The 22368-nt window shown below is 31.8% G+C and carries 17 protein-coding genes, 2 tRNA genes and 2 pseudogenes; 12 read left to right on the top strand and 9 right to left on the bottom strand.

Annotation, left to right across the window (positions count from 1 at the left end; translation table 11 throughout):
* Positions 1-18 precede the first annotated feature (18 nt).
* Together A9G13_RS01630 and A9G13_RS01625 are read left to right on the top strand one after the other, a co-directional pair.
* Positions 19-876, top strand: coding sequence for a DUF169 domain-containing protein (locus tag A9G13_RS01630; protein WP_081301122.1), 858 nt, complete (start codon positions 19-21; stop codon positions 874-876).
* A 24-nt stretch (positions 877-900) separates the two neighbouring features.
* Positions 901-1716 carry a MetQ/NlpA family ABC transporter substrate-binding protein gene (locus A9G13_RS01625; protein WP_065555877.1) on the top strand — a complete coding sequence of 272 codons (816 nt, stop codon included), beginning with the start codon at positions 901-903 and terminating at the stop codon, positions 1714-1716.
* A 51-nt stretch (positions 1717-1767) separates the two neighbouring features.
* Here A9G13_RS01625 and A9G13_RS01620 read toward each other — a convergent pair whose 3' ends face one another.
* On the bottom strand, positions 1768-2565 hold the full coding sequence (locus A9G13_RS01620; protein WP_065555876.1) for a hypothetical protein: 798 nt from the start codon (positions 2563-2565) through the stop codon (positions 1768-1770).
* Between the two features lie 358 nt (positions 2566-2923).
* Here A9G13_RS01620 and A9G13_RS01615 point away from each other — a divergent pair, with 358 nt between their 5' ends.
* Positions 2924-3976, top strand: a complete 1053-nt coding sequence (locus A9G13_RS01615) for a hypothetical protein (RefSeq protein WP_065555875.1) — start codon at positions 2924-2926, stop codon at positions 3974-3976.
* A gap of 56 nt (positions 3977-4032) precedes the next feature.
* Here the strand turns inward: A9G13_RS01615 and A9G13_RS01610 are convergent, their stop codons facing one another.
* Complete coding sequence (locus A9G13_RS01610; protein ID WP_065555874.1) at positions 4033-4632, bottom strand: TetR/AcrR family transcriptional regulator; 600 nt, start codon at positions 4630-4632, stop codon at positions 4033-4035.
* Between the two features lie 162 nt (positions 4633-4794).
* On the opposite strand from A9G13_RS01610, the gene A9G13_RS01605 reads away from it, so the two are divergent.
* Together A9G13_RS01605 and A9G13_RS01600 are read left to right on the top strand one after the other, a co-directional pair.
* Positions 4795-5805 (top strand): SDR family oxidoreductase, encoded by a 1011-nt coding sequence (locus A9G13_RS01605; RefSeq protein WP_065555873.1) that lies wholly within the window; start codon positions 4795-4797, stop codon positions 5803-5805.
* A gap of 185 nt (positions 5806-5990) precedes the next feature.
* Positions 5991-6368: a carboxymuconolactone decarboxylase family protein gene (locus tag A9G13_RS01600; protein ID WP_065555872.1), complete on the top strand. Its 378-nt coding sequence runs from the start codon at positions 5991-5993 to the stop codon at positions 6366-6368.
* 124 nt (positions 6369-6492) lie between these two features.
* Here the strand turns inward: A9G13_RS01600 and A9G13_RS01595 are convergent, their stop codons facing one another.
* Positions 6493-7383: a LysR family transcriptional regulator gene (locus tag A9G13_RS01595; RefSeq protein WP_065555871.1), complete on the bottom strand. Its 891-nt coding sequence runs from the start codon at positions 7381-7383 to the stop codon at positions 6493-6495.
* A 268-nt stretch (positions 7384-7651) separates the two neighbouring features.
* Between A9G13_RS01595 and A9G13_RS01590 the strand changes: the two genes are divergently transcribed.
* From A9G13_RS01590 to A9G13_RS01560, 7 genes are all read left to right on the top strand, one after another.
* On the top strand, positions 7652-8557 hold the full coding sequence (locus tag A9G13_RS01590) for a DMT family transporter (protein WP_065555870.1): 906 nt from the start codon (positions 7652-7654) through the stop codon (positions 8555-8557).
* Between the two features lie 425 nt (positions 8558-8982).
* Positions 8983-10179 carry an MFS transporter gene (locus A9G13_RS01585; protein WP_065555869.1) on the top strand — a complete coding sequence of 399 codons (1197 nt, stop codon included), beginning with the start codon at positions 8983-8985 and terminating at the stop codon, positions 10177-10179.
* 278 nt (positions 10180-10457) lie between these two features.
* The gene (locus A9G13_RS01580) at positions 10458-11663 is read left to right on the top strand and encodes a TPM domain-containing protein (protein ID WP_176701935.1); all 1206 of its coding nucleotides are present in this window, start codon (positions 10458-10460) and stop codon (positions 11661-11663) included.
* A 199-nt stretch (positions 11664-11862) separates the two neighbouring features.
* Positions 11863-12735: an ROK family protein gene (locus tag A9G13_RS01575; protein WP_065555867.1), complete on the top strand. Its 873-nt coding sequence runs from the start codon at positions 11863-11865 to the stop codon at positions 12733-12735.
* Between the two features lie 113 nt (positions 12736-12848).
* Positions 12849-13925 (top strand): mannonate dehydratase, encoded by a 1077-nt coding sequence (gene uxuA, locus A9G13_RS01570; protein WP_065555866.1) that lies wholly within the window; start codon positions 12849-12851, stop codon positions 13923-13925.
* Between the two features lie 81 nt (positions 13926-14006).
* Entirely contained in the window at positions 14007-17165 is a 3159-nt protein-coding gene (locus A9G13_RS01565; protein ID WP_065555865.1) for an alpha-mannosidase, read from the top strand.
* A 28-nt stretch (positions 17166-17193) separates the two neighbouring features.
* A complete protein-coding gene (locus tag A9G13_RS01560; protein ID WP_065555864.1) occupies positions 17194-18687 on the top strand; it encodes an MFS transporter in 1494 nt (497 codons plus the stop codon).
* Between the two features lie 224 nt (positions 18688-18911).
* Here the strand turns inward: A9G13_RS01560 and A9G13_RS11300 are convergent.
* The 6 genes and pseudogenes from A9G13_RS11300 to uvrC form a co-directional block, all read right to left on the bottom strand.
* Positions 18912-19061, bottom strand: a pseudogene (locus A9G13_RS11300) (LysR substrate-binding domain-containing protein); the annotation flags it as partial.
* Between the two features lie 64 nt (positions 19062-19125).
* A pseudogene (locus A9G13_RS11295) lies at positions 19126-19320 on the bottom strand (DMT family transporter); the annotation flags it as partial.
* A 176-nt stretch (positions 19321-19496) separates the two neighbouring features.
* Positions 19497-19572: transfer RNA gene (locus tag A9G13_RS01555), tRNA-Gly, on the bottom strand.
* A 19-nt stretch (positions 19573-19591) separates the two neighbouring features.
* Positions 19592-19679: transfer RNA gene (locus tag A9G13_RS01550), tRNA-Leu, on the bottom strand.
* A 192-nt stretch (positions 19680-19871) separates the two neighbouring features.
* Positions 19872-20426, bottom strand: a complete 555-nt coding sequence (gene pgsA / locus A9G13_RS01545; RefSeq protein WP_065555863.1) for a CDP-diacylglycerol--glycerol-3-phosphate 3-phosphatidyltransferase — start codon at positions 20424-20426, stop codon at positions 19872-19874.
* A gap of 106 nt (positions 20427-20532) precedes the next feature.
* Complete coding sequence (uvrC, locus tag A9G13_RS01540; RefSeq protein WP_065556359.1) at positions 20533-22368, bottom strand: excinuclease ABC subunit UvrC; 1836 nt, start codon at positions 22366-22368, stop codon at positions 20533-20535.

The following is a 22368-nucleotide window of genomic DNA, read 5'->3' as shown; positions in this document are numbered from 1 at the left end:
AGTCTAAGGACATCTACTATGAATAATAAAGCTGACAGTATCACAATAAGCAAAGATGCAAGTACTTGGTTAGAAGTGATGTTATCTTTAGTAAGAAAACCAGTGGGAGTACGTTTTTTGTATGATCAAAATGATTATGAAAATTGTGATACTCCTGAACCGAAAGTAGCCCAACAATACTGTGTTGCCGTTAAAAATGCAACCTTAGGAACGTCATGTAAACTTGGACTTAATAAAATTTCTTGTTTATCAGGGGCTAGGGTATTAGGAATGTTGCCAGCTTCACAAGATATTATTGATCAAACTGAGGTAAAATCAGGAAGACGTCATTTTAGGATGGGATTATATGCTGATTATGGGATTAGTCGTCAAGTTGCCAAAGATATGATTTATTGTCAGCATCATGTTTTGGGTGTGGAAATTAAACCTTTAGAACAGTTTGAAAAAGCTACACCTGATGTTGTGATAATAATAGCTAACTCTCTAAATATTATGCGGTTAATTCAAGGTTATGCTTATCATTTTGGACAACTAAAAAATATAAAAATGGTAGGTAATCAAGCCATTTGTCAAGAATGTACATCTTATCCTTTTGAAATGAATCAACCTAATATTAGTATGCTCTGCGCTGGTACAAGAAAGGTGGCCAAATGGCAAGATGATGAAATAGCAATGGGAATACCTTTTAATCAATTAGATAAAATTATTGATGGTGTGAAAGCAACCAGTAATTTAATGGATGATAATCAAACTAAGAAAAAAATTATAGAACGAGCCGAGAACATGAATATTGGTGATAAATTGGATGTTAAGTTAAGTTGTAATTATTACAAAGGTAGTTTTGGTACTCTTAGTTATCACAGAAACAAACATTAATTAGACACAACTAGAGGATATTGTATGAAAGTATTTATTAAATTTATTAGTTTACTTTTGGTAACTGTTGCTTTGATCGGCTGTGATAATGATAAAACTGAAAAATCAGTTGATACTCCGTTACCTAAGAAAATCAATGTAGCAACTACTGAAATTTCTGCAGCAATTTTACAACCGGGGCTCGATTGGTTAAAACAGCAAGGTTTAGATGTTAATTTGGTTATTATGTCTGGTAATGTTAATGTTATTCGGGCTGTTAATGATGGGAGTGCAGATGCTGCATTAGGTGTGCATATTAAGTTTATGGATAGTTTTAATTCGCAAAATCATGGTAATCTTGCTATGGTGCAACCTTATGCTTTTACTACTGGAATTGGTCTGTACTCAGAAAAATATTCATCATTAGATCAATTACCTGATGGTGCTAAAATTGCGATTATGAACGATGCCATGAATATGGATCGTGGTTTACGGATGTTAAATGATGCTGGTTTAATAGAACTTGATAAACAACATCAAGGTCAGTTTAGTTTAATTGATATAAAGGAAAACCCAAAACATATTGAATTGATTGATATGAATCAAGTTCAGACTGTTAGGGCCTTAAATGATTTAGATGCCGCAATCGTCTTTTTTACCCATATGAAAAATGCGGGTAAAGATTTTAGACATTATATTATTCGCGATAATGATGCTAAAGATTTTCCAATGGGGATTGTAGTACAACAACAAAATGCGCAAGCACCATGGGCAAAATTATTAGCACAAGCACTATTACAACAACCAGTGCGTGATAATATCGCTCAAAAATTCGGCGGCGTATTTGAATATTATCAATAGCATCAAGTCGTAAATTCTAATGATTGCCTTGCTATTATAATCCCACTAATGTTAGTTAATTTTATTATTTGCTTCTGCAATTAGATAGTTAACTAAACAAATAAACAACAAACATTGCGATAGGCTTGAGTAATCATTAGAGAAAAACTCATTTCCATAAATGTCAGTGATAGTGATGGTATTTTTCCAATCATTGGTACTAATTGATTGTAACTGACTATAAGGAGATACATTTACGCTATCAACTTGAATTTGATTTTGAGTTAATACAATCTTTTTTTTCTGGTCATCAAAATTTTTTAAATAATTACGGCCAACTAAATAGTTAAGTAAATTATTTTTATTTTCTAAATATTCAAAAGTTAAGGATTTATTTTGTGCGAGAAGAGTTAGTTTTTCTTCAAAGACTGCATCTATATAGGTTTGTACCCAAGCTTCTTTGTTGCCACCGCCTAATTTATTCGAGCTGTAGAATTTTGGATCATCATCCATTTGGATGCTAAGAATTGAAATAAAACCATGTTGATCAGGGAAAAAATAGAAATTTTTTACTTGATTGTATAGATAACTTACCGATTGTTTGCCTTTTTTAATTATTAAACCTTTTTCAAAAAATTGCATGTCAGTATTTTTACGAGCAAAAGAGGCAAATACCACATAAAGAATTAAATCAACAATGACTGCAACAGCAATAATTACAATAGTTTCATCTAAAGATAATAGATCGATTAGGTAAAGAGCTATAAGAGATATAAATTCGAATGCAAATAAAATATAAACTATCAATTTCGGACCAAGTCCTAGTTTAGTAAGATGGACAATCTTTATTCCCAAGGTTGAAGCTGTCATACATTAATTTCCTTTTCTTAGAAAATACTTTTAATTATAGATAGTTATTAATAAATCTATGTTAGACATTATTCTTATTTTTGGTAGTTAAAGTTTAAATTTAAATTATTTTTTTGGCAAATAATATACATACTGATAACAACTTAATAAATCTCATATGATGTTGTCCTTCATAATAGTAGTGTTTATTGTAATCTATGGATAGACGAGAAAAATAAAAAAATATCATTTTTATGATAAAAAGAAAGGTTGTAATATATTTTTATACGGAAATTTGGAGCAGGAAACTTAACTCTTTCTATTAGTAGCAATAGCTAATGAATGTTGATCCTTTTTAATTATATTTTTTATAAAAACCATGCGTAAAAATGTAGAGTTACTACTAAACCCTTACCGCCAGCTAGAAGCTTGGTATCTATATCACTTATATTCTTTAGAGTATGGTGAACGTTGTTTATCGGCGTTGCAGGCTGTTTACGATAAAGTGATTGAGTATGACAAACTCAATAAAAAACGGTATTCGCGCTGGTCATCAGAAAAAACGTTATATTACTTTTGGCAGGATTTTGCTATCGACCGCTTTATCGGTCCTAAGTTATTAGAGCTTAAAGAAAAAGTAACTATTAAACGTAAATATTCACGGCAATCAGTGAATTTCTCTATTGGAATCGCTGGTTTTATGCGAGTTAAGTCGGATAGTTTGTTTTTTGATGATGCGCTACCACAAGGGATTGAAGCTGATGCTCCAGGTGAAATTAATGACCTATTGGAAACAGATTATAGATTAGATAGCCGTATTTATGATTTACTGAGTGATAGAGGGGGCAACCCCGCATTATCTGTTGTTATGGATTTATTTGATCATAAGGTGAGAGATTACGATGATGTATTTGTTGCCAAAGATGCAAACGATCCTTTTGTGCAAGGTTGTTTAATAGAGCCAGCAGTCTATCCCAATTATTTAATTCACTGGTCAGAAACATTCCCTACCGGTAGTTCCATTACTCAAACTGGGGTATGGATGCCGGAGCATAACTATATGCCTATGTGTTACTACGATAAACCTGGAGGTGAGTTATTAGAAATATCCTACCCACAGGAAAAAATTATTCTAGGACCAAAAGAATATGGATTAATCCCCCCATTTAATTCAGAAACAGAAACTCAAACAAGCCAAGGTACTATTGACAGTCCCACTATTTGGACTTTTGTTGAAGAGATACCGCCTAATACCGAAGGTATTCCTAATAATCCATTAAGGTTAGAGTATTTGCGTATTCCATTAGAACCTAATTCGACGTTAGCTAACAATGATAAACATTATGAAACTTATCAGCAGGTAGTTGAAAGATATGAAAAATTTTATTATAGATTTAAACAACAAATGGAACGTATAGGAGTGGATAAATAGCACCGAATGGCAATAAAAAATAATTTTATCTGATTAACCAGTAAACAACATCGTGACTATTTTAAATTTTTATTATCCTTGGCAATGAGTGCCTCTAATATAGCTTTAATTTGCTTTCCTGGATTGTCGACATTTTGTAATAACAAACCTTCAGTGAGTGCGATAAATATTTGCGCTAAAGATTCAGGGGATAGGGATGGTTTTACTCCTTTGGAAGCAAATACTTTACCAATTATTTCCCCTAAAGCTTTATTATTTTCTTGTTGGAACTGGCAATAAAAAGATTTAAATTGAGGGTTTCTGCTGGCAATGAGTTGCATTTCAATATCTAAAATAACACAAACGGTATTGTTTTTTATATGGTCAAAGTAAGCATTTAAACCATGAATAGAAATGGTGTGTTGTTTATCATTAATATTAAGTGATGACTTTAATAGCGATCTTTCTTCACTCTTAAGTTTTTCTGTTAGTTGCAATAGCAAGTCGTACTTATTTTCAAAATTAGAGAAAAAAGCACCTTTAGAAAAACCAGCAGCTTCTGTTATTGAGTTAATACTGGTTTTTTCAAAGCCAAACTTAGTTATTTGCTCCATTGCAGCCATAAATAACATTTCTTTAGTTTGTTGTTGCTGTTGTGCTCTAGTCATTCTTTGCATTTTAAATGCTCTGTATATTCTAAAATGTTATTAAAAGTTAACTTAAAGTAGATTGTTAATTAACAGCTATTAATATATCATGCTTAAATATAAATACCAATTGGTATCTGGATTTTGATTGGTATTTAAAATCGCAATCTGATTCAAAGAGGGGTATTCATAATGAACGTAGTCTTTGTTACTGGTGGAACGGGGTTGCTAGGTAGTAGTATTGTTAGAAATTTGATTGAGCACAATGTCAAAATTAAAGTTCTGGCTAGATCTATGGATAAAGCTAAGAAGCTATTTCAAAACCCGTTAGTAGAAATTATTGAGGGTGATATTCTTAATGTCCAAGGGTTTGCTGACCACTTATCAGGTTGTGATACATTATTCCATTGTGCCGCTTTTTTTAGAGATAACTATAAAGGTGGAAAACACTGGGATGAGCTTTTTAATACTAATGTAAAGGGAACAGAGCAAATTTTAGAAGCAGCTTACAAAGCAGGAATTCGTAAAGCCGTGTATACCTCTTCGATAGCTACACTTTATGGTGAAAAAAATCAGTTGATTAATGAAACCATGGAACGTCACCTTGAAGGTAGTGATAATTATTATAAAAGTAAAATATTAGCCGAGCGCAAAGTTAAGGAGTTTTTAAATAAACATCCTGATATGTTTACTACAATTATTTTACCAGGTTGGATGTATGGACCTTTTGATATGGGGCCAACTTCATCAGGACAATTAGTTTTAGATTATATTGCCGGAAAAATGCCGGGTATTTTACCAGCAAGTTTTTCGGTAGTGGATGCCCGTGATGTTGCTGAACATCACATTGTGTCTTTGGAAAAAGGTCGAAGTGGTGAAAAATACCTTGCAGCAGGGCGTTATATGGAAATGAAAGATATTTTCGAATTACTCGAAAAAACGACTGGTATTAAGATGCCAACTAAATCTATTCCATTTTGGCTATTGAAAATTATTGCATTAGGGCAAGAAATCTATCATTTAATCACCCGTAAACCAATTCTACTTAGTTACTCTTCGGTTAAATTAATCGGAACAGAATACCAACGTACTCATTTTAGTCATGAAAAAAGTGCTAAAGAGTTAGGTTGTGAATTTAGGCCTTTAGAAGCTACCTTCAAAGATGTCGTCACTTGGTATAAGCAAAATAATTATATTTCCTAATTATTGCTTCTTTTCTTAGAAAGGAAGCAATATAGCCTATGATTTTCCTTCTGATTGATAAGTATTATTAGTCATAGGTTATGTTATTCATTTAATCATGTTACCAAAAATCATAATATGGAAGGTTTATCAACCATAATATGTTATATTTAAATTCATTTCGAATAATTTATTGGAAGGATAAGATGACTAAATTAAGACATGAAAATGGACTGAAAAATATCGCGCAATTATATGGAGAACTTGGTGCTAATGGTTTAAAAGAAAACGCCAAATTAGCAACTAAATTTGATGAATATATCTGTGATTTTGCTTATGGTGATATTTATAGTCGCAATAGCTTATCTTTACAGCAAAAACAATTAGTTACAATTTCATCTTTAATTACTCAAGGCTGTGTTCAAGATGAGTTAAGAATGCATATGCATGGCGGCTTAAATGCGGGATTAACCGAAGAACAAATATTAGATATTTGTGTACACTGTTTGCCTTATGTTGGCTTCCCTCGAGTAACTAATGCTTTAAAAACCGCTCATGATGTTTTTAAAGAACGTAAAAAATGAAGCTAATTGTTAGATCAGGTTTGTGTGACTAAAATAATAAAATTAAGTTATTTTTTAGTTTAAACATTAATCAGATGACGAATAAAATTCTCGTCACCAAAACTAATGATAATTTAGCTCATATTTAGAGATTTTTATTAATATAATTTTCAATGTATTCTTTAAAAACTCTCACCCGGTTAGGTAGGTAATTTCTGTCCTTAAATATGATATAGATTGATCTGGCGTTACCGATCCAATCCGGTAAAATTTGTACTAATTCACCACTTGATAAACAATTCATAACAAACTGTGACGGTACAAAGCAGATCCCTATGCCTGCTTTTGCAGCATCAATTATAAGTTCAGCGTCATCTATAACTAAACATGGGGTTGCTCGGACTTGGTAATATTCAGGCTTATTTATATTTTTTAATGACCAATTTAGATTATTATTATTATTAATTAAATGATGATCTAATAAATCGACAGGATTAGAGCAATTCCCTATTTTCTCTAAATATTCTTTCGATGTGCATAATATATTTTTTGATACTAATAGTCTTTTGGCAATCCAATCGCTATCGCTGAGATCGCCAACTCTAATTGCAATATCAATATTCATATCGGCTAAATCGATAATTTTATTGGTTGCCATTAAATCTATTTTTATGTCTGGATACTCTTTCTTAAATGCAAAAATACAGTTACCAAACCATTGATGGGTTAGACTCATTGGTGCAGTTACTTTAATGGTTCCTGATAATTTTTGGTGATAATCATCTAGATTTTCTGCGGTTTCAATAAATTCATCTACTAAGTTAGTAAATTTATCAATATACATTTGCCCTAATGTGGTAAGAGTGATCTTTCTACTACTTCTATACATCAAAAGTCCACCAATAGCTTGTTCTAATTGAGTCAACCGTCTACTTATGGTGGGTGATGGCATTGAGAGTTTTTTGGCAGCTTTAATAATACTGCCTTCTCTAATTACGCTTATAAAGATTATGAGATCATCAAAAGATAGTTTCATTTTTGAAATTTAATGTTGTTATTTTGTTCATTGTATTATAAATGAAATGTAAATAAACTTAAATCCAGTTTACAAATAACCATCTAAGTTGACTCAAATTATAACGAGAATATTGAATCCTATATCAGCTTACGGAAAGGTAAAACCATGAACGCTTAAGGACATGGATGTGATCGAAATTCTAATACTTTGAATTAATTCTCCAACAAGAATTACTGATAGCTTCAATAAGCTTAGATACCTTATTTTAGAAATAATGGAGAATAAAATGAAAAATCGTCAAATGGCATTATTACTGGTTACATTATCTACTTTTTTTTGGGGATCTAATTTTAATGCAGCATCAATAGTTGTAACAGAAGTGTCACCTCTGGTTGCCGCATCTGAACGTTTCATTATTGCTAGTTTGGTTATTTTTATTTATATGGTAATCCAGGCTAAAAATAACATTACTGCATTTAAATTAAATTGGCTGGCATTCATTTTATTAGGGTTATGTGGTATTACGGGGTTTAATTTAGCCTTCTTTATTGGGTTACAAACCACCTCGGCGATCAATGGTGCTCTTATTATGGCTACCTCACCAGTAACTACAGCGTTAATTGCCTCAATATTAGATAAACATCGGATAACTTGGTCACAAGCTGTAGGTATGTTAATTAGTTTGGTTGGTGTGATTTTGGTGATTAGTAATGGGCAGATAAATAATATAGTTAATTTACAATTCAGTCGCGGGGATTTAATTATTTTGTTAGGTAATATAGCTTGGGCGACTTATACCGTCGGTTGTCGTAAATTTATCTCCAACTCAACCCCATTACAAACAACTAGTTTTACGATGTTATTTGGCTCAATTGGTATATTATTTTTTTCAATATATCAAAGTAACTTATTAAAAGAGATTGAAAAAATTTCTCTATCTAATCACATGATGCTTATTTATATGGCAATAGCTGGTTCAGTATTAGCTTACTTATTTTGGAATGTTGGCATAAAAGAACTCGGTGCAGCTACTACATCTGTATTTTTTAATTTAGTTCCAGTTTTTGCTATGTTGCTTGCTCTAATAACAGGCCTGATCCCAAATGTATTACAACTGGCAGGAGCTGTTTTGGTGATTGGCGGGGTAATTTATGCTACTGGTGCTTATAAAATAATGATAAAAAATAGTTAAATTCGTTTTAATAAAAGTATGCTAGCCTAATTGTAAAATAATGTGACTAATCGGTCACATTATTTAATGAAAACAACCTAGAATAATATTCTTTAAAATCAGTTTGTAATAACTTGTAACCTGTAACCTGTAATTTGTAAATACTTATACGTTTTAATTAAACATATTTTGATATTAATTTCATATCGCAAAATAAGTATTTTGGTATTGTCGGCTTTTGTTTTATCCTTGCAACCCTTTAGTTAATACCTTTATTTTCTATTTCTGCATTTTTCCTCTATTAGTATGGTTGATTAGCGTATTTTAGTTTTCATCTTCAATAATTAATTTTAGTAAACTTAATACTAACGTTATGTCTTGATATTTCTGTGATGGTAAAAATGTAGCGATGGGTATTACTCGCAATTTAAAAAGGAATTTAGAATATGGAATCAAGTACTACTCCGATTGTAAAACAAGCAAATACTAGTATTTTTATATCTGCTGCATTAATTGTGCTGTTGGTCGGTTCGGTCTATATAAGTCAACTGATTTTCCAAGAAATATCCAAAAGCTTTAATATAAATATTTTGGATGCAAGGTTTGTTTTTAGTCTTTCTTGTTTTTTCTATGCAATTTCGTTTTTCATTTATGGCCCATTATCAGATAGAGTGGCAACTAGATTATTAGTACTATTTGGTTGTGTTGGAACGATCTTCTGTTTAGTTATAGCCAGTATGGTTGATTCCTTCCAAATACATTTACTTATGATGTCCTTAACTGGCTTTTTTGCCGCCTCAGTACCAGCAGCTTTATTTGCCTATACTGCTAAAAATACGCCCAATGAAAAATTACCCCAAGCCATGGGCGTGATGATTTCAGCTTCAATTGTCGGTATTATTTTTAGTCGTAGTATTGTTGCTATGATGGCTGATATTTGGTCTTGGCAGTTAGCTTTTATTATTTATGCGGGTTTTATTCTGTTTGCTTGCCTATTTATTCCTTTTGGTATAAATAATAGCAATAATAATTCTTCGAATGCTAATGTTAGCATTGTTAACATTTATTTAGCGGCAGCAAAATTACTACTTAATACCAAAGTAGTTATTTTTTTATTGGTCGGTTTTTTGTTATTTTTTGTTTATCTTGGATTATCTTCGTTTCTTACCTTTTATTTGAAAGGTGCGCCATTTTATCTTTCATCCACCGTGTTAGGATGGTTAAATTTTGCTGGCATAAGCGCGGTTATTGGTGCCACAATTACTGGTAAATTGTCGCAAACTGTCAGTGATAAAAAGTTATTAATTATTTGCTTATTATGTGTTAGTGCAGCTGTTATTACCATTGGCTTTAGTCAAAACTTATTGTGCATTGCACTAGGTATTTTTGGTCTATTCTTGTTTGTTTTTGGTATTCAACCAATTGTTATTTCGGTACTTAATCAAATTGTGCCAATAAATTCACGCGGAGCCATTTCATCCATATATTTACTCTCATGCTTGGCCGGAGGCAGTATTGGTACTTATATGTTGGGGATTATTTACCAAAATCTAAATTGGCATGGAGTAATTTTTGCATGTATTAGTTTGGCATTAGTTAATGTAGCTTTGGCGTGGTTGGGAATGAAGTTAATTAAAAAATAATTAGAAAATGAGATATATAACCAAGCTAATTTTAAGTTTTGTTTAATAATATTCTGATCATTAATTTATTTAAAATATTAACAAAATAATTTCGATGTTATTTTGTATGTTTAGAATGATAGACTACATATAAAATGCTAAGATTCGGAATAGTTTTACGAACTAGGATATTTAATTAAGAGAAGGGATATTATGCATCAAACTCTTTTTGATATAGCTTTTTTTCATATTTGCTATTATTGGCTATGAAAATATCTAATTATATGATGATTACTGTTATGTTAAAAAATACCTTGCGCTTCTTTTTGCTTAGTATAATTCTTTGTTGTGCTTCTGTGCATGCCGAAATTTCATTCCCTTTAAAGCAAGGTGCTGTGACCGATCAGATAGGTATTTTATCACCTCAAAGTTTCATGAGAATTAATGACAAAATCCTTGCACTCGAAAAAACAAAGGGGTCGCAAATAGCCGTATTAATTATCCCTACAACAGCACCATTAACTTTAGAACAGTATGCTAATCAACTTTTTAATCATTGGCGATTGGGACGTTATAAGATTGATGATGGGGTATTGTTATTGGTAGCTTTAAATGATCGATCTGTACGCATTGAAGTGGGTTATGGATTAGAAGGAACATTAACTGATTTAACAACTAAAAATATCATTAATGACTATTTATTACCATATTTTAAGCAAGAACGTTATGAACAAGGTATAGAAATAGCAGTTGATGCACTTATTGCCAAAATAAAACAAGAACCTTTACCTGCCATTGATAATACGCAATTTTATATTGCTAAAAATCCTACTGATTTTAGGGTGATTGATATTATTGCAGCAATTATACTTGGTACTTGTTTTTATATGTGGGCGGTTATCCTTTTTAAATTATTAAAAGTTTCACCACTAATAGTTAGTATTTTACTAGTAATTATTTTGAGCATCACTGGTTATTTTGGAGGCTTTGATATAAATACTTGTAATGGCTTACAATTGGGTGACGAATATTTAGAAACCAACTTACCGTATTGGGTACAAGAGCTGTTATTAAAAATTTTACCTAGCTGGATGTCTGTGTTAATGATCTTCTCGGTATTTTTGGTTTCTAGCTTTTTATGTTTAGGCCTATTAGGTATATTGATTGTCATAGTTAATAAATGGATTAGTAATGCTAAATTAAAATTTAGCATTACTATCGGCCTGTTTTCGGGTGTGATTTTTGGATTAATGGCTGCGATCCATTCTGATTCGCTAATCTATGGCGTAATATTTGCTAGCATAATTACTATTATTATGGGAGTTTTGTGTTATATAAGTGAATGTATATCAACTAAATTGTATAGAGATAGTAATTGGGATAATTCTAGTCAAGACTATTCAAGTTATAGTAGCCACAGTTCTAGTTCTAGTTCTAGTTCTAGTTCTAGTAGTGATGGTGGTGGCGGTCGCAGCGGCGGTGGTGGCGCATCGGGTAGGTGGTGATATTGGATTATGTTTGCATAGTATTCTAAATTATTTGTTAACACATCTGGATAAATCAATTTATTAGGTAATTCAGTAAAGAAATAGATAATTTGATAGTCATCTTAAAATCTATTAGACCAATTTGATAAATTGTTATAAATTATTCAAATTAAATATACAACTAAAAAAATAAAACTACTTGATGGAGGAAAGTTCCATGTTAGGGGCAATTGAAGGCGGTGGAACAAAATTTGTTTGTGCAGTATCGGATCCTGCACTAAATATTATTGATAAAATCATTATTGAAACAGAATCACCTAAAATAACTTTATCTAGTGTTTTCGATTTTTTTTCAAATCATAAAATAAAAGCTCTTGGTCTAGGATCTTTCGGACCTATTGATATTAATCCCAAGTCCAAACAATATGGTTATATCACATCAACTCCAAAACTTGAATGGAAGAATTTTAATATTTTGCAATCAATCAAAGATAAAATATCGCCTAAAGTTGCTTTGAATACTGATGTAAATGTTGCTGCTTATGCAGAGTTTAAAAGAGGTGCAGCGGTAGGTAAAGATAGTTGTGTTTATTTAACTATAGGCACAGGTATCGGTGGAGGAGTAATCATAAATAGAAGTATTGTTAATAATCAACAACATCCTGAATTGGGGCATATTTTTGTTAATAGAAAAAAAGATGACACATTTTCTGGAAATTGTCCTTACCATAAGGACTGTTTAGAGGGATTGGCATCAGGGCCAGCAATTATTAAACGTTGGAATAAAACTCCTTCTAAATTGCCTGACAATCATATTGCATGGGAATTTGAAGCTTATTATTTAGCTCAAGCTATCGCCAATTACACGTTAACTATAGCACCTGAATTAATTATTTTAGGTGGTGGTGTTATGAATAATGCTAATTTATTAAACAAAATTAAATCACAATTTGTGTCACTAATTAATAATTATTTTGATTTGCCTAATGTCGATCAATATATTGTGACACCAGCGTTAGGTAATGAAGCAGGTATTATAGGAGGATTATTAATAGCTAAAGAATTATTAGAGACTAAAGAAAGTAAATAATGTAAGCTATTTTATATAACTACTTGATTATTAATTAAATTTAATTAACATAGACGAATTAGATCGTTGTAATAATGAATCAATATAAAATAAATGGATTGGAGTAAATCGTTATGCAAATGACAATGCGTTGGTTTGGAGAAACAGAAGATAAGGTTTCCTTACAATATATTCGTCAAGTTCCAGGTGTTGAGGGAGTTGTAGGTGCTTTATATGACGTTAATGTGGGTGATATTTGGCCTAAAGAAAAAATAAAAGCATTAGTAGAACAAGCTTATGCTGCTAATTTGAAGATGGAAGTTATTGAGAGTGTAAATATTCATGATGATATTAAAATAGGTTTGCCTAGTAGGGATCACTATATCAGTAATTATATACAAACTATCCGTAATTTAGCTGAATTTGGGGTGAAAGTTATTTGTTATAATTTTATGCCTGTTTTTGATTGGATGAAAACTGATATGTCATATGTATTACCAGATGGTTCTATTACTATGGCATTCGAAAAAAAAGGTATTGATAAAAGTTTAGATCAGGTAGTTAAAGAAGTTTTAAATAACTCAAATGGTTTTGCTTTACCAGGATGGGAACCTGAGCGTTTGGCAAAAGTACAAGAACTATTTGCCAAATATAAAAATGTTGATGACGAAAAGTTACGTGAAAATTTGGTATATTTTCTAAAAAAAATAATACCTACCTGTGAAGAAGTTGGTATAAAAATGGCAATACATCCAGATGATCCTCCTTATTCAATATTTGGTTTACCAAGAATTATTAAAAATAGAGAAGATTTAGATTGGTTGTGTAAATCTGTTGACTCAGAAGCTAATGGTATCACGCTATGTACAGGATCCATTGCTGAAGAACCTAATAACGATGTTTATGCAATTTTAGCTGAATTTACTCAACGTAAACGTCTTCATTTTGCGCATGTAAGAAACATAAAATTAATTAAAGACAAAGACTTTTATGAGTCCGCTCATCCATCACAATATGGTTCATTAGATATGTATAAAATAATGAAATCATTACATGATAATGGATTTAATGGATATATTAGACCTGATCATGGTCGATTTATTTGGGGAGAAACAGGCCGTCCAGGTTATGGATTATATGATAGAGCTTTAGGCGTGACTTATTTAATGGGAATATGGGAATCTCTTGAAAAACAAAAATATGGAATGTAGTCGAAATTACAAACAACATTTTTAAAGAGATTACCTCATTGAATGATACGGAATTAAAGAATTATAGTCATGGAGGTTATCATGTTTTTTACTCAAAAAAAATTGAAGCAACGAATTGAAGAATTAAGTAAATATGAATTAAGAGATGTTCAATCAATAGAAGAAGTAGACATTTGTTATGATAGAGCAGGGACGAATGGAACTCGTCCCCCTGATAAAGATTTTTCAGGATGGAAAACTGAGAAAAAAGGATATACTTGGTTAGAAAAAGATATTTACGTTTGGTTAAAAACAATACATACATTTCCCAAAATTAACTCTCAATTATATACACTTATCGGTACATTCGATTTTTCCCTTCCAGCTCTACGTGATGAATTTGAAGCATTACTTTATATTAACCAAAAACCATGGCATGGCTTAGATAAAAATCATCATGTTATATCATTTCCAGATAATTTTTCAGGTCAAACAATTGAGTTTGATATTAGAATTTGGTCTGGGATACTTGAAGGTAAAGTTAGGCAACATTTTGAAGCTTTTCACGTTGGTAATAGTATAAAAAACATCGCATTTGGAGTGAGAGATAAAGCCACTCATGATTTATTAGTAACCTCTACAGCAATTATGCAAACGCTAGAAGTAATTTCTACAAATGATCCTTATTATACTAAATTACTTAATCAACTCGATAATGCTTATTTGTTAATTGATTGGACCAATCCTGGAAATGATGTTTTTTATGATTCAATAAAATTAGCTAATGAATATATCAATGATCATTATGCTGCAAATGCGATAAAGCCACCTATAAAAATTCATTGCGTTGGGCATACACACATTGATTTAGCTTTTTTATGGCAAATAAAACATACAAGAGAAAAGAGCGCTCGTTCATTCTCGACTGTGTTGAAATTAATGAATCAATTTGATGATTATTATTTTTTTCAATCACAACCTCAATTATATGAATTTTTGAAAAATGATTATCCTGATATTTACCAACAAATCCAAACTAGAATTAAAGAAGGGCGTTGGGAAGTTGATGGAGCTATGTGGGTTGAGGCTGATTGTAATTTACCATCTGGTGAATCATTTATTCGCCAAATCATTTATGGCAAAAATTTCATGGAGAAGGAATTTGGTGTTACTCCAGAATGTTTGTGGCTTCCAGATGTATTTGGATATTCGTGGGCATTACCACAAATATTAAAAAAATCAGGAATAAAATACTTCATGACAACAAAAATAAGTTGGAATGAATTCAATCAGCTTCCCCATGATACTTTTAAATGGAAAGGAATAGATGGTAGTGAAATTATTGCTCATTTTGTGACCACTCCAGAAGAAGGATACCCTCGTTATACTTACAATGGAATTGTAAATGCTAAGTCAATACAAGGTTTATATGATAACTATAAAGATAAAGGACTAACCGATACATTGTTGTTACCTTTTGGGTATGGCGATGGGGGTGGTGGCCCGAATGAATCTATGCTTGAATTGTTACAAACGTTTAAAAAAATGCCAAGTCTCCCAACTATTGAATTTGGCGGTGTAAAAAAATATTTTCACCAATTGGATGAAAACATATCAAATAGTTCAGCTTATTTTCATGTATGGGATGGAGAACTTTATTTTGAAACCCATAGGGGGACATATACTAGTCAGGCTAAAGTAAAAAAATTAAATAGAAGATCTGAAATTGATATGAAGTTTGCTGAATGGCTAGGTGTTGTTAATTCAATAATTGATAATAATTGGCAAAATTACCCTAAATCAGATTTTGATTCATATTGGAAAACTATTCTTAAAAACCAGTTTCATGACATTATTCCTGGGTCTTCAATTGCAGAAGTATATAAAGATGTAAAATTAGAATTTACTGAATTATATGAAAAATATAATGTAACCACCGAAAGACTATTAGAACCTTTGTTAAATACTAATAGTATGGGTGAGATAACAATTTTTAATAATAGTAGTTGGAGTAGATTTAATAATGTAATTTTCTGGAAAAATAATTTGGAGAATGTTTCGTTTAAAAACTCTAACAATAATAAGCTATCGGTGCAACGAACTATGCTTAATGATGGCTATTTTGTTGAAATTCCAGAAATTTATTCTTTAAGTGGCATAACGATTCAATACGAGCCACATAATTTATGTGACGAAAATGAATCAAGTAATTTTAAATATGCAACAAATACTTTAGACACACCAATTTATCTTATTACGTGGAATCATTACGGACATATTACCAGTATATATGACAAACAAAATTCTAGGGAAGTATTAGCAGATGTAGGTAATGTTTTAACAATATATGAAGATAAACCTATGAAGTATGATGCATGGGATATTGAAATTTTTCATATACAAAAACATCAACCAGTTACTAGCATTGAATCAATAGAACTTACTGAAATTGGTGAACTTTTAGCTGAAGTAACGTTTAAATGGCGTTTCAATAACAGCCAAATTAAACAAAAAATGCGTGTTTATACAGCTAATCGTAGAATAGATTTTATTACAGAAGTTGTTTGGAATGACTATAATAAATTACTGAAAACTATTTTCCCAGTGAATATTCGAGCGACAGAAGCAACTTATGACATACAATTTGGTAATGTTAAACGCTCAACCACATGGAATACCAGTTGGGATTATGCAAAATTTGAAAGTGTAGCCCATCAATGGGCTGATTTGTCTGAATTCGGTTACGGTGTTGCTATATTAAATGATTGTAAATATGGTCATAGCATTAGAGAAAATATAATTCAACTAACCTTAATCAAATCAGCAATAAGCCCTGATGCTAAAGCCGATCAGGGTGAACACCAATTTATTTACTCTTTGTTTCCTCATACCGATTCATGGCAATCTGCTGCCGTTGTTCCTGAAGCATGGTCTTTAAATGATCCATTAAGAATATTTAATGGTTCATTACAACATGATAAGGGGGAAATCATGTCACCTATAAATGTTAATAATCCATTTATACAAATAGATACTATTAAAAAAGCGGAACATGGAGATTGGCTAATAGTTAGAATTCATGATTATTCAGGAGGTAAACAAGCAGTCATTCTTACATCAAATTATAATATTCTTTGGTGGAGAGAATGTGATTTAATGGAAAATTTCATCACTCATGAAGAACAAACGAAGAGTATAAATGTAACTGTTGGTGCATATGAAATCAGAACTTTTGCTATAAAATTAGTGGCAAATAATTAGAGATAATTTAATAAATGAAAGGAAAATTATGAAAACTAAAAATAAATTTATTACTATCCCTAGAGCTATAGGTTTCGGGATGATTGATATAATTGGTGGTGGAGCTTTCACCATTATTGGGGCTTGGCTACTTTATTTTTTCACCGTCTTTGTCGGTTTAACTCCCATAGAAGCTAGTTCAATTGTGGCGATAGCTAGAATTATAGATGCTATTATTTGTTTATTTATGGGAAGTATCACCGATCATTTTTATAAAAATATCTTAGGTAAAAAATTTGGGAGAAGAAGATTTTTTCTTATAATAGGTGCACCTTTAATGTTAGTTTATGCTTTGCTTTGGATACAAGGTATGAGCTACTTATATTATTTAGCCGTTTACTTAGCATTTGAAATTATAGTTGCTATGGTTATGATCCCTTGGGAAACTCTACCATCAGAAATGACTACTGATTATAGTCAAAGAACAAAATTGTCTACATGCCGTATGTTTATCTCTGCTATAGGTACCTTTTTAGCTACCTTTGTTCCTGGATTATTAATAGCTAAATTCGGAGAAAATAATGCAATGGCTTATTTTTATAATGGATTATTTTTTGCTATATTTTTTGCCATATGTGTCATTATTTCATATTGCTCCACATGGGAAAGACCTATTACCAAAGAAATGGAAAAGGAGCTTGAAAGTAAAAATAAAAATAAATCCAATCCTATTAAATTTGTATTAGATCTTTTCAAAGAGTATTTGTCAACTCTCAAAGTAAGAGCTTTTAGAAAACATCTTGCTATATATCTACTTTCTTTTACAGGGAAAGATATTTATAACACCGTATTTGTTTTCTTTTGTGTGTATTGTTTGTCTATCAGTGCATCCATTGCTGGTAGTGTATTATCCTTGAGTATAATTGGCTTACCAGTAACATTAATAGCAGGTTTTGCATTTGTTAAATTTGGCCCCAAAAAATTATTAACTAGCGCATACATTATTATGTTAATTTGCTTGTTACTGACTTATATGATTTATTATTTCAACCCATCTTCAAAAATATTATTCTTATTCATTATTGGAACTGTTTATCAAATAGGACGATGTCTTATGGAATTTACCCCATGGAATATATTCCCATTTATTCCAGATGTGGATGAAATGATAACTAAAAAAAGAAGAGAGGGATTATTTGCTGCGGTGATGACATTCTGTAGAAAAACTACAGTGGCTATATCAACTTTTTGTGTAGGTTTGATTTTAGAATTTGGTGGTTTTGTCGAAAAACAAGCTACTCAATCACCAGAGGCAATAACCACTATAGCTTTAATTTTGTTTTTAGGTACAGGAACATTGATTTTTTTAGCTTTATTAGTAACTCAAACATTTAATTTAAATAAACAAACTCATAATTTGTTAATTAATGCAATTGATGTCTTACAATCTGACGGTAAACCTAGTGATTTATCTATTGAAACAAAATCAGTTGTTGAGGATTTAACTGGTTATTCTTGCGAACAACTGTTTGATAAAAAATAATATTATACTAGGCTAGTTTTCCTTTAGCTCAGCTATCTAAAACCTCGGAATAATTCGGGGTTTTTATTTGTCCTTTATTTGTATAGAAAACATTATTATGTCTTTTAACAATATGGAGTATATTTTTTTACATGAGTGTTATACAGTAAAATTATAAAAGTTCTCATTGTTAAGGAAATCACAATGACTGTTTAAAACATTGAAAAAGGTATTGAGCATAAACACTAACTTTTTTTTGATGTATATTGTCGCTGATGATATAAAATGTTAATAGTTGCGCCAGGTTCTTCCCAGTCAGCCAAGATACGCACTAATTTACCCTCATTTAAGTCTTGTGATACAGCCCATGCTTCCAGTAATGCTATACCTTTACCTAAAAGACACCATTTTTTTTAAACCTCTTCACTGTCACTACTTAAGTGACCTTTTACATGAACAAATTCCTTTTGTACTAACTATTACACCAATTATATTGCGTAAGGTAATTGTATCTTTAAATAAGAAAAAATTAATGAGTAGTACAATACATGGAGTTGTATATATAGCAGCGTTCAATGAGCTTGTGTATTGTAGACCTATATATAGTGTTAGTGGGAAAGAGACTTGTTCTAAGAAAGCATATAACGTATTAAGTACCCATCTTTAAGAATTATTATATGGAATAAGAGTTTACTTGAAAAGTAAAAAGTGTACTAAATATTAGTACCTGTAGGTACATTTTAGTATATTTCAGTACAGTGTGAAACACTAAATAAATTATTTAAAATCATTGAGTTGTATCATTCGGTACTGCTTTATACATTTTGAATTGGAGCGGGAAACGAGGTTCGAACTCGCGACCTCAACCTTGGCAAGGTTGCGCTCTACCAACTGAGCTATTCCCGCATAAGAAGTGTTGCTTAAATGGTGCCCGGGGCGAGACTTGAACTCGCACGGCCAAAAAGGCCGAGGGATTTTAAATCCCTTGTGTCTACCGATTTCACCACCCGGGCTCAAAACTGATATTATTTACAACATCGCTTTGAATGCAGTGCATTTTACCCATCTTATGCATTCAGTCAATAAAAAAATGCAAATAATTGCACGATTGCTTAATGTTTGTCTGCTTTTACAATAAAACTGCTGCATTTAAGTTTAAATAATGATTTTTTGGCGATTGTTTTTAATTAAAACTATAACCAGAATTATTCATCATCTAATAAATCACTGTGGGCGATCCATAAATACTGACACATAGAAAGTATGGTTAACACTGTGGCGATAAATAATGCAACTAAACCGGCATAAATAACCAGATCACAAGGGCGCCACAATAACCATGTTAAAGCCGTCATTTGAGCGATAGTTTTGATTTTCCCAGTTGATGAAACTGCAACATTATTACGTTTACCAATCTGTGCCATCCATTCACGCAAAGCGGAAATGATAATCTCACGCGAAATAATAATAATTGCCGGAACGGAAATCCACCATGCTTGGTAATATTGTGTGATTAATACCAAAGCGATAGTTACCATAATTTTATCAGCAACGGGATCTAAAAAGGCACCAAAGCGGGTGGTTTGCCCTAAACGGCGAGCCATGTAACCATCTAATACGTCGGTAACTGCAGCGATAAGAAAAATCAAAGCCGAAAAAAAACCAGACCATTCATGTGAAAATAGATAAAATGCCAACACAAAAAAAGGAATTAAAATAACTCTAAATAATGTTAAAACTGTAGGGAAGTTGATTTTCATGCGACATAGACTCTATTTTATTTTATTAATCAAATAATTAGGGATAATTAAAAAACAGTGTTTTCTTATGCTTATGTTGCCTGAAAAATGTTAATTTTTCAATGTGTTATTGTTGTAAATTTAGATATATTTTTTCAGCAAGAGACTTTGAAATGCCTTGAACTTGAGCAATTTCATCAATACTGGCACTTTTTAGTTCTCTTAGTCCCCCAAAATGCTTAAGTAACGCTTGACGCCTTCTTGCGCCGATACCTTCAATATGTTCTAAAGCGCTATCGGTTAGTTGTTTGACGCTTTTCTTGCGTTGTCCACCAATGGCATGATCATGCGAAGCATTACGAATTTGTTGAATCAGTAAAAGAGCAGGGGAATGATCATTAAGATAATGCCCCGTTCCATGTGCTTCAAAAAACAGTGTTTCTAATCCTTCTTTACGTTCGGCACCTTTAGCCACCCCGACTAAAATAGGGTGAGATTTATCCCAATTTACATCCAAATTCGCAAATACTTGTAATGATTGATTCAATTGGCCTTTACCACCATCAATAAAGATAATATCGGGAATTTTTTCATCTGGCAGATCTTTTTTACTATAACGACGAGTTAAAACTTGCTCCATTGCCGCATAATCATCACCGGGAGTAATCCCAGTGATATTGTAGCGACGAAACTCAGATTTAACCGGACCATTTTCGTCAAAAACCACACAAGATGCTATAGTATTTTTACCCATAAAATGACTGATATCAAAACATTCCATCCGGTTGATTTTATCGATGTGTAAAAAGGCTTTAAGAGCATCATAGCGTTGTTTTATGGAAGAATTCTCTAGTAACTTATTTTTAACTTCAGTTTGCGCATTCATAGTGGCAATATTGAGTAATTTTAGGTTATCACCTTTGGGTTCATCGACTAATTTAACCTGATGTTCTGCTAAAAGTGACAGTGTATCTTCCAACGGTTGTTTATCGGAAAGGGAATAGTTAAGTAAGATCTTTTTAGGGATATTCCGATTCTGATTGCCTTGCAAATAAAATTGCCCCAAAAAGGTCTCAATTACTTCTTCCAGTTCAGTATTTGACGGTACTTTAGGAAAATAAGAACGGTGCCCAAAAGTTTGACCATTACGAATAAATAATACATAAATACAAGCTAAACCTAATTCATAATGGAAGCCGATAACATCAAGGTTATCATTATTATTATAGATAGCTTGTTTTTCATTAATATGTTTGATAGCTTGCAATTGATCGCGCAACACCGCTGCTTTTTCGAAATTGAGATCATGACTGGCTTTGTGCATATCTTCGGTTATTTTTTGTAATATTTGATCTGACTGACCAGATAAAAATAACCTAACATAATTAACTTGTTCTTGATAATCTTCATCACTGACTAAACCAGGCACGCATGGCCCTAAACAACGCTTAATTTGATATTGTAAACAGGGGCGGGTGCGATTACGGTAAGTCGTGTTTAAACACTGCCTTATCGGAATAGTTTTTTGTAACAAAGCTAATATTTGTTTTACCGCATAACCACTAGGATAAGGGCCAAAAAATTCATCTTTTTTACGATTAACTGCACCACGATATAGCGATAGTTGTGGATGACGTTCCTTACTGAGTTTTATAAAAGGATAACTTTTATCGTCCTTCAACAGTACATTATAACGCGGTTGATATTTTTTAATGTAGGTTTGTTCGAGTAATAAAGCTTCGGTTTCGGTGTTAGTTATCGTAAATTCAACATGCTGGATATGACTAACTAACCTATCTGTTTTTAGGGTTTTTTTGCTACTGTTAAAATAGCTTTTGAGACGATTGTTAAGATCTTTGGCTTTGCCCACATATATAATGGTCTCTTTATCATTAAACATCTGATAAATGCCTGGTTTATGTGGGACTGTTTTTAAGAAGTTTGTCGAATCAAATTGGCTCAT

The organism is Gilliamella sp. wkB178, from assembly GCF_001690705.1.
Lineage (GTDB): Bacteria > Pseudomonadota > Gammaproteobacteria > Enterobacterales > Orbaceae > Gilliamella > Gilliamella apicola_K.
The sequence above is the reverse complement of the archived record's forward strand: the minus strand, read 5'-3'. Positions and strand labels throughout refer to the sequence as shown.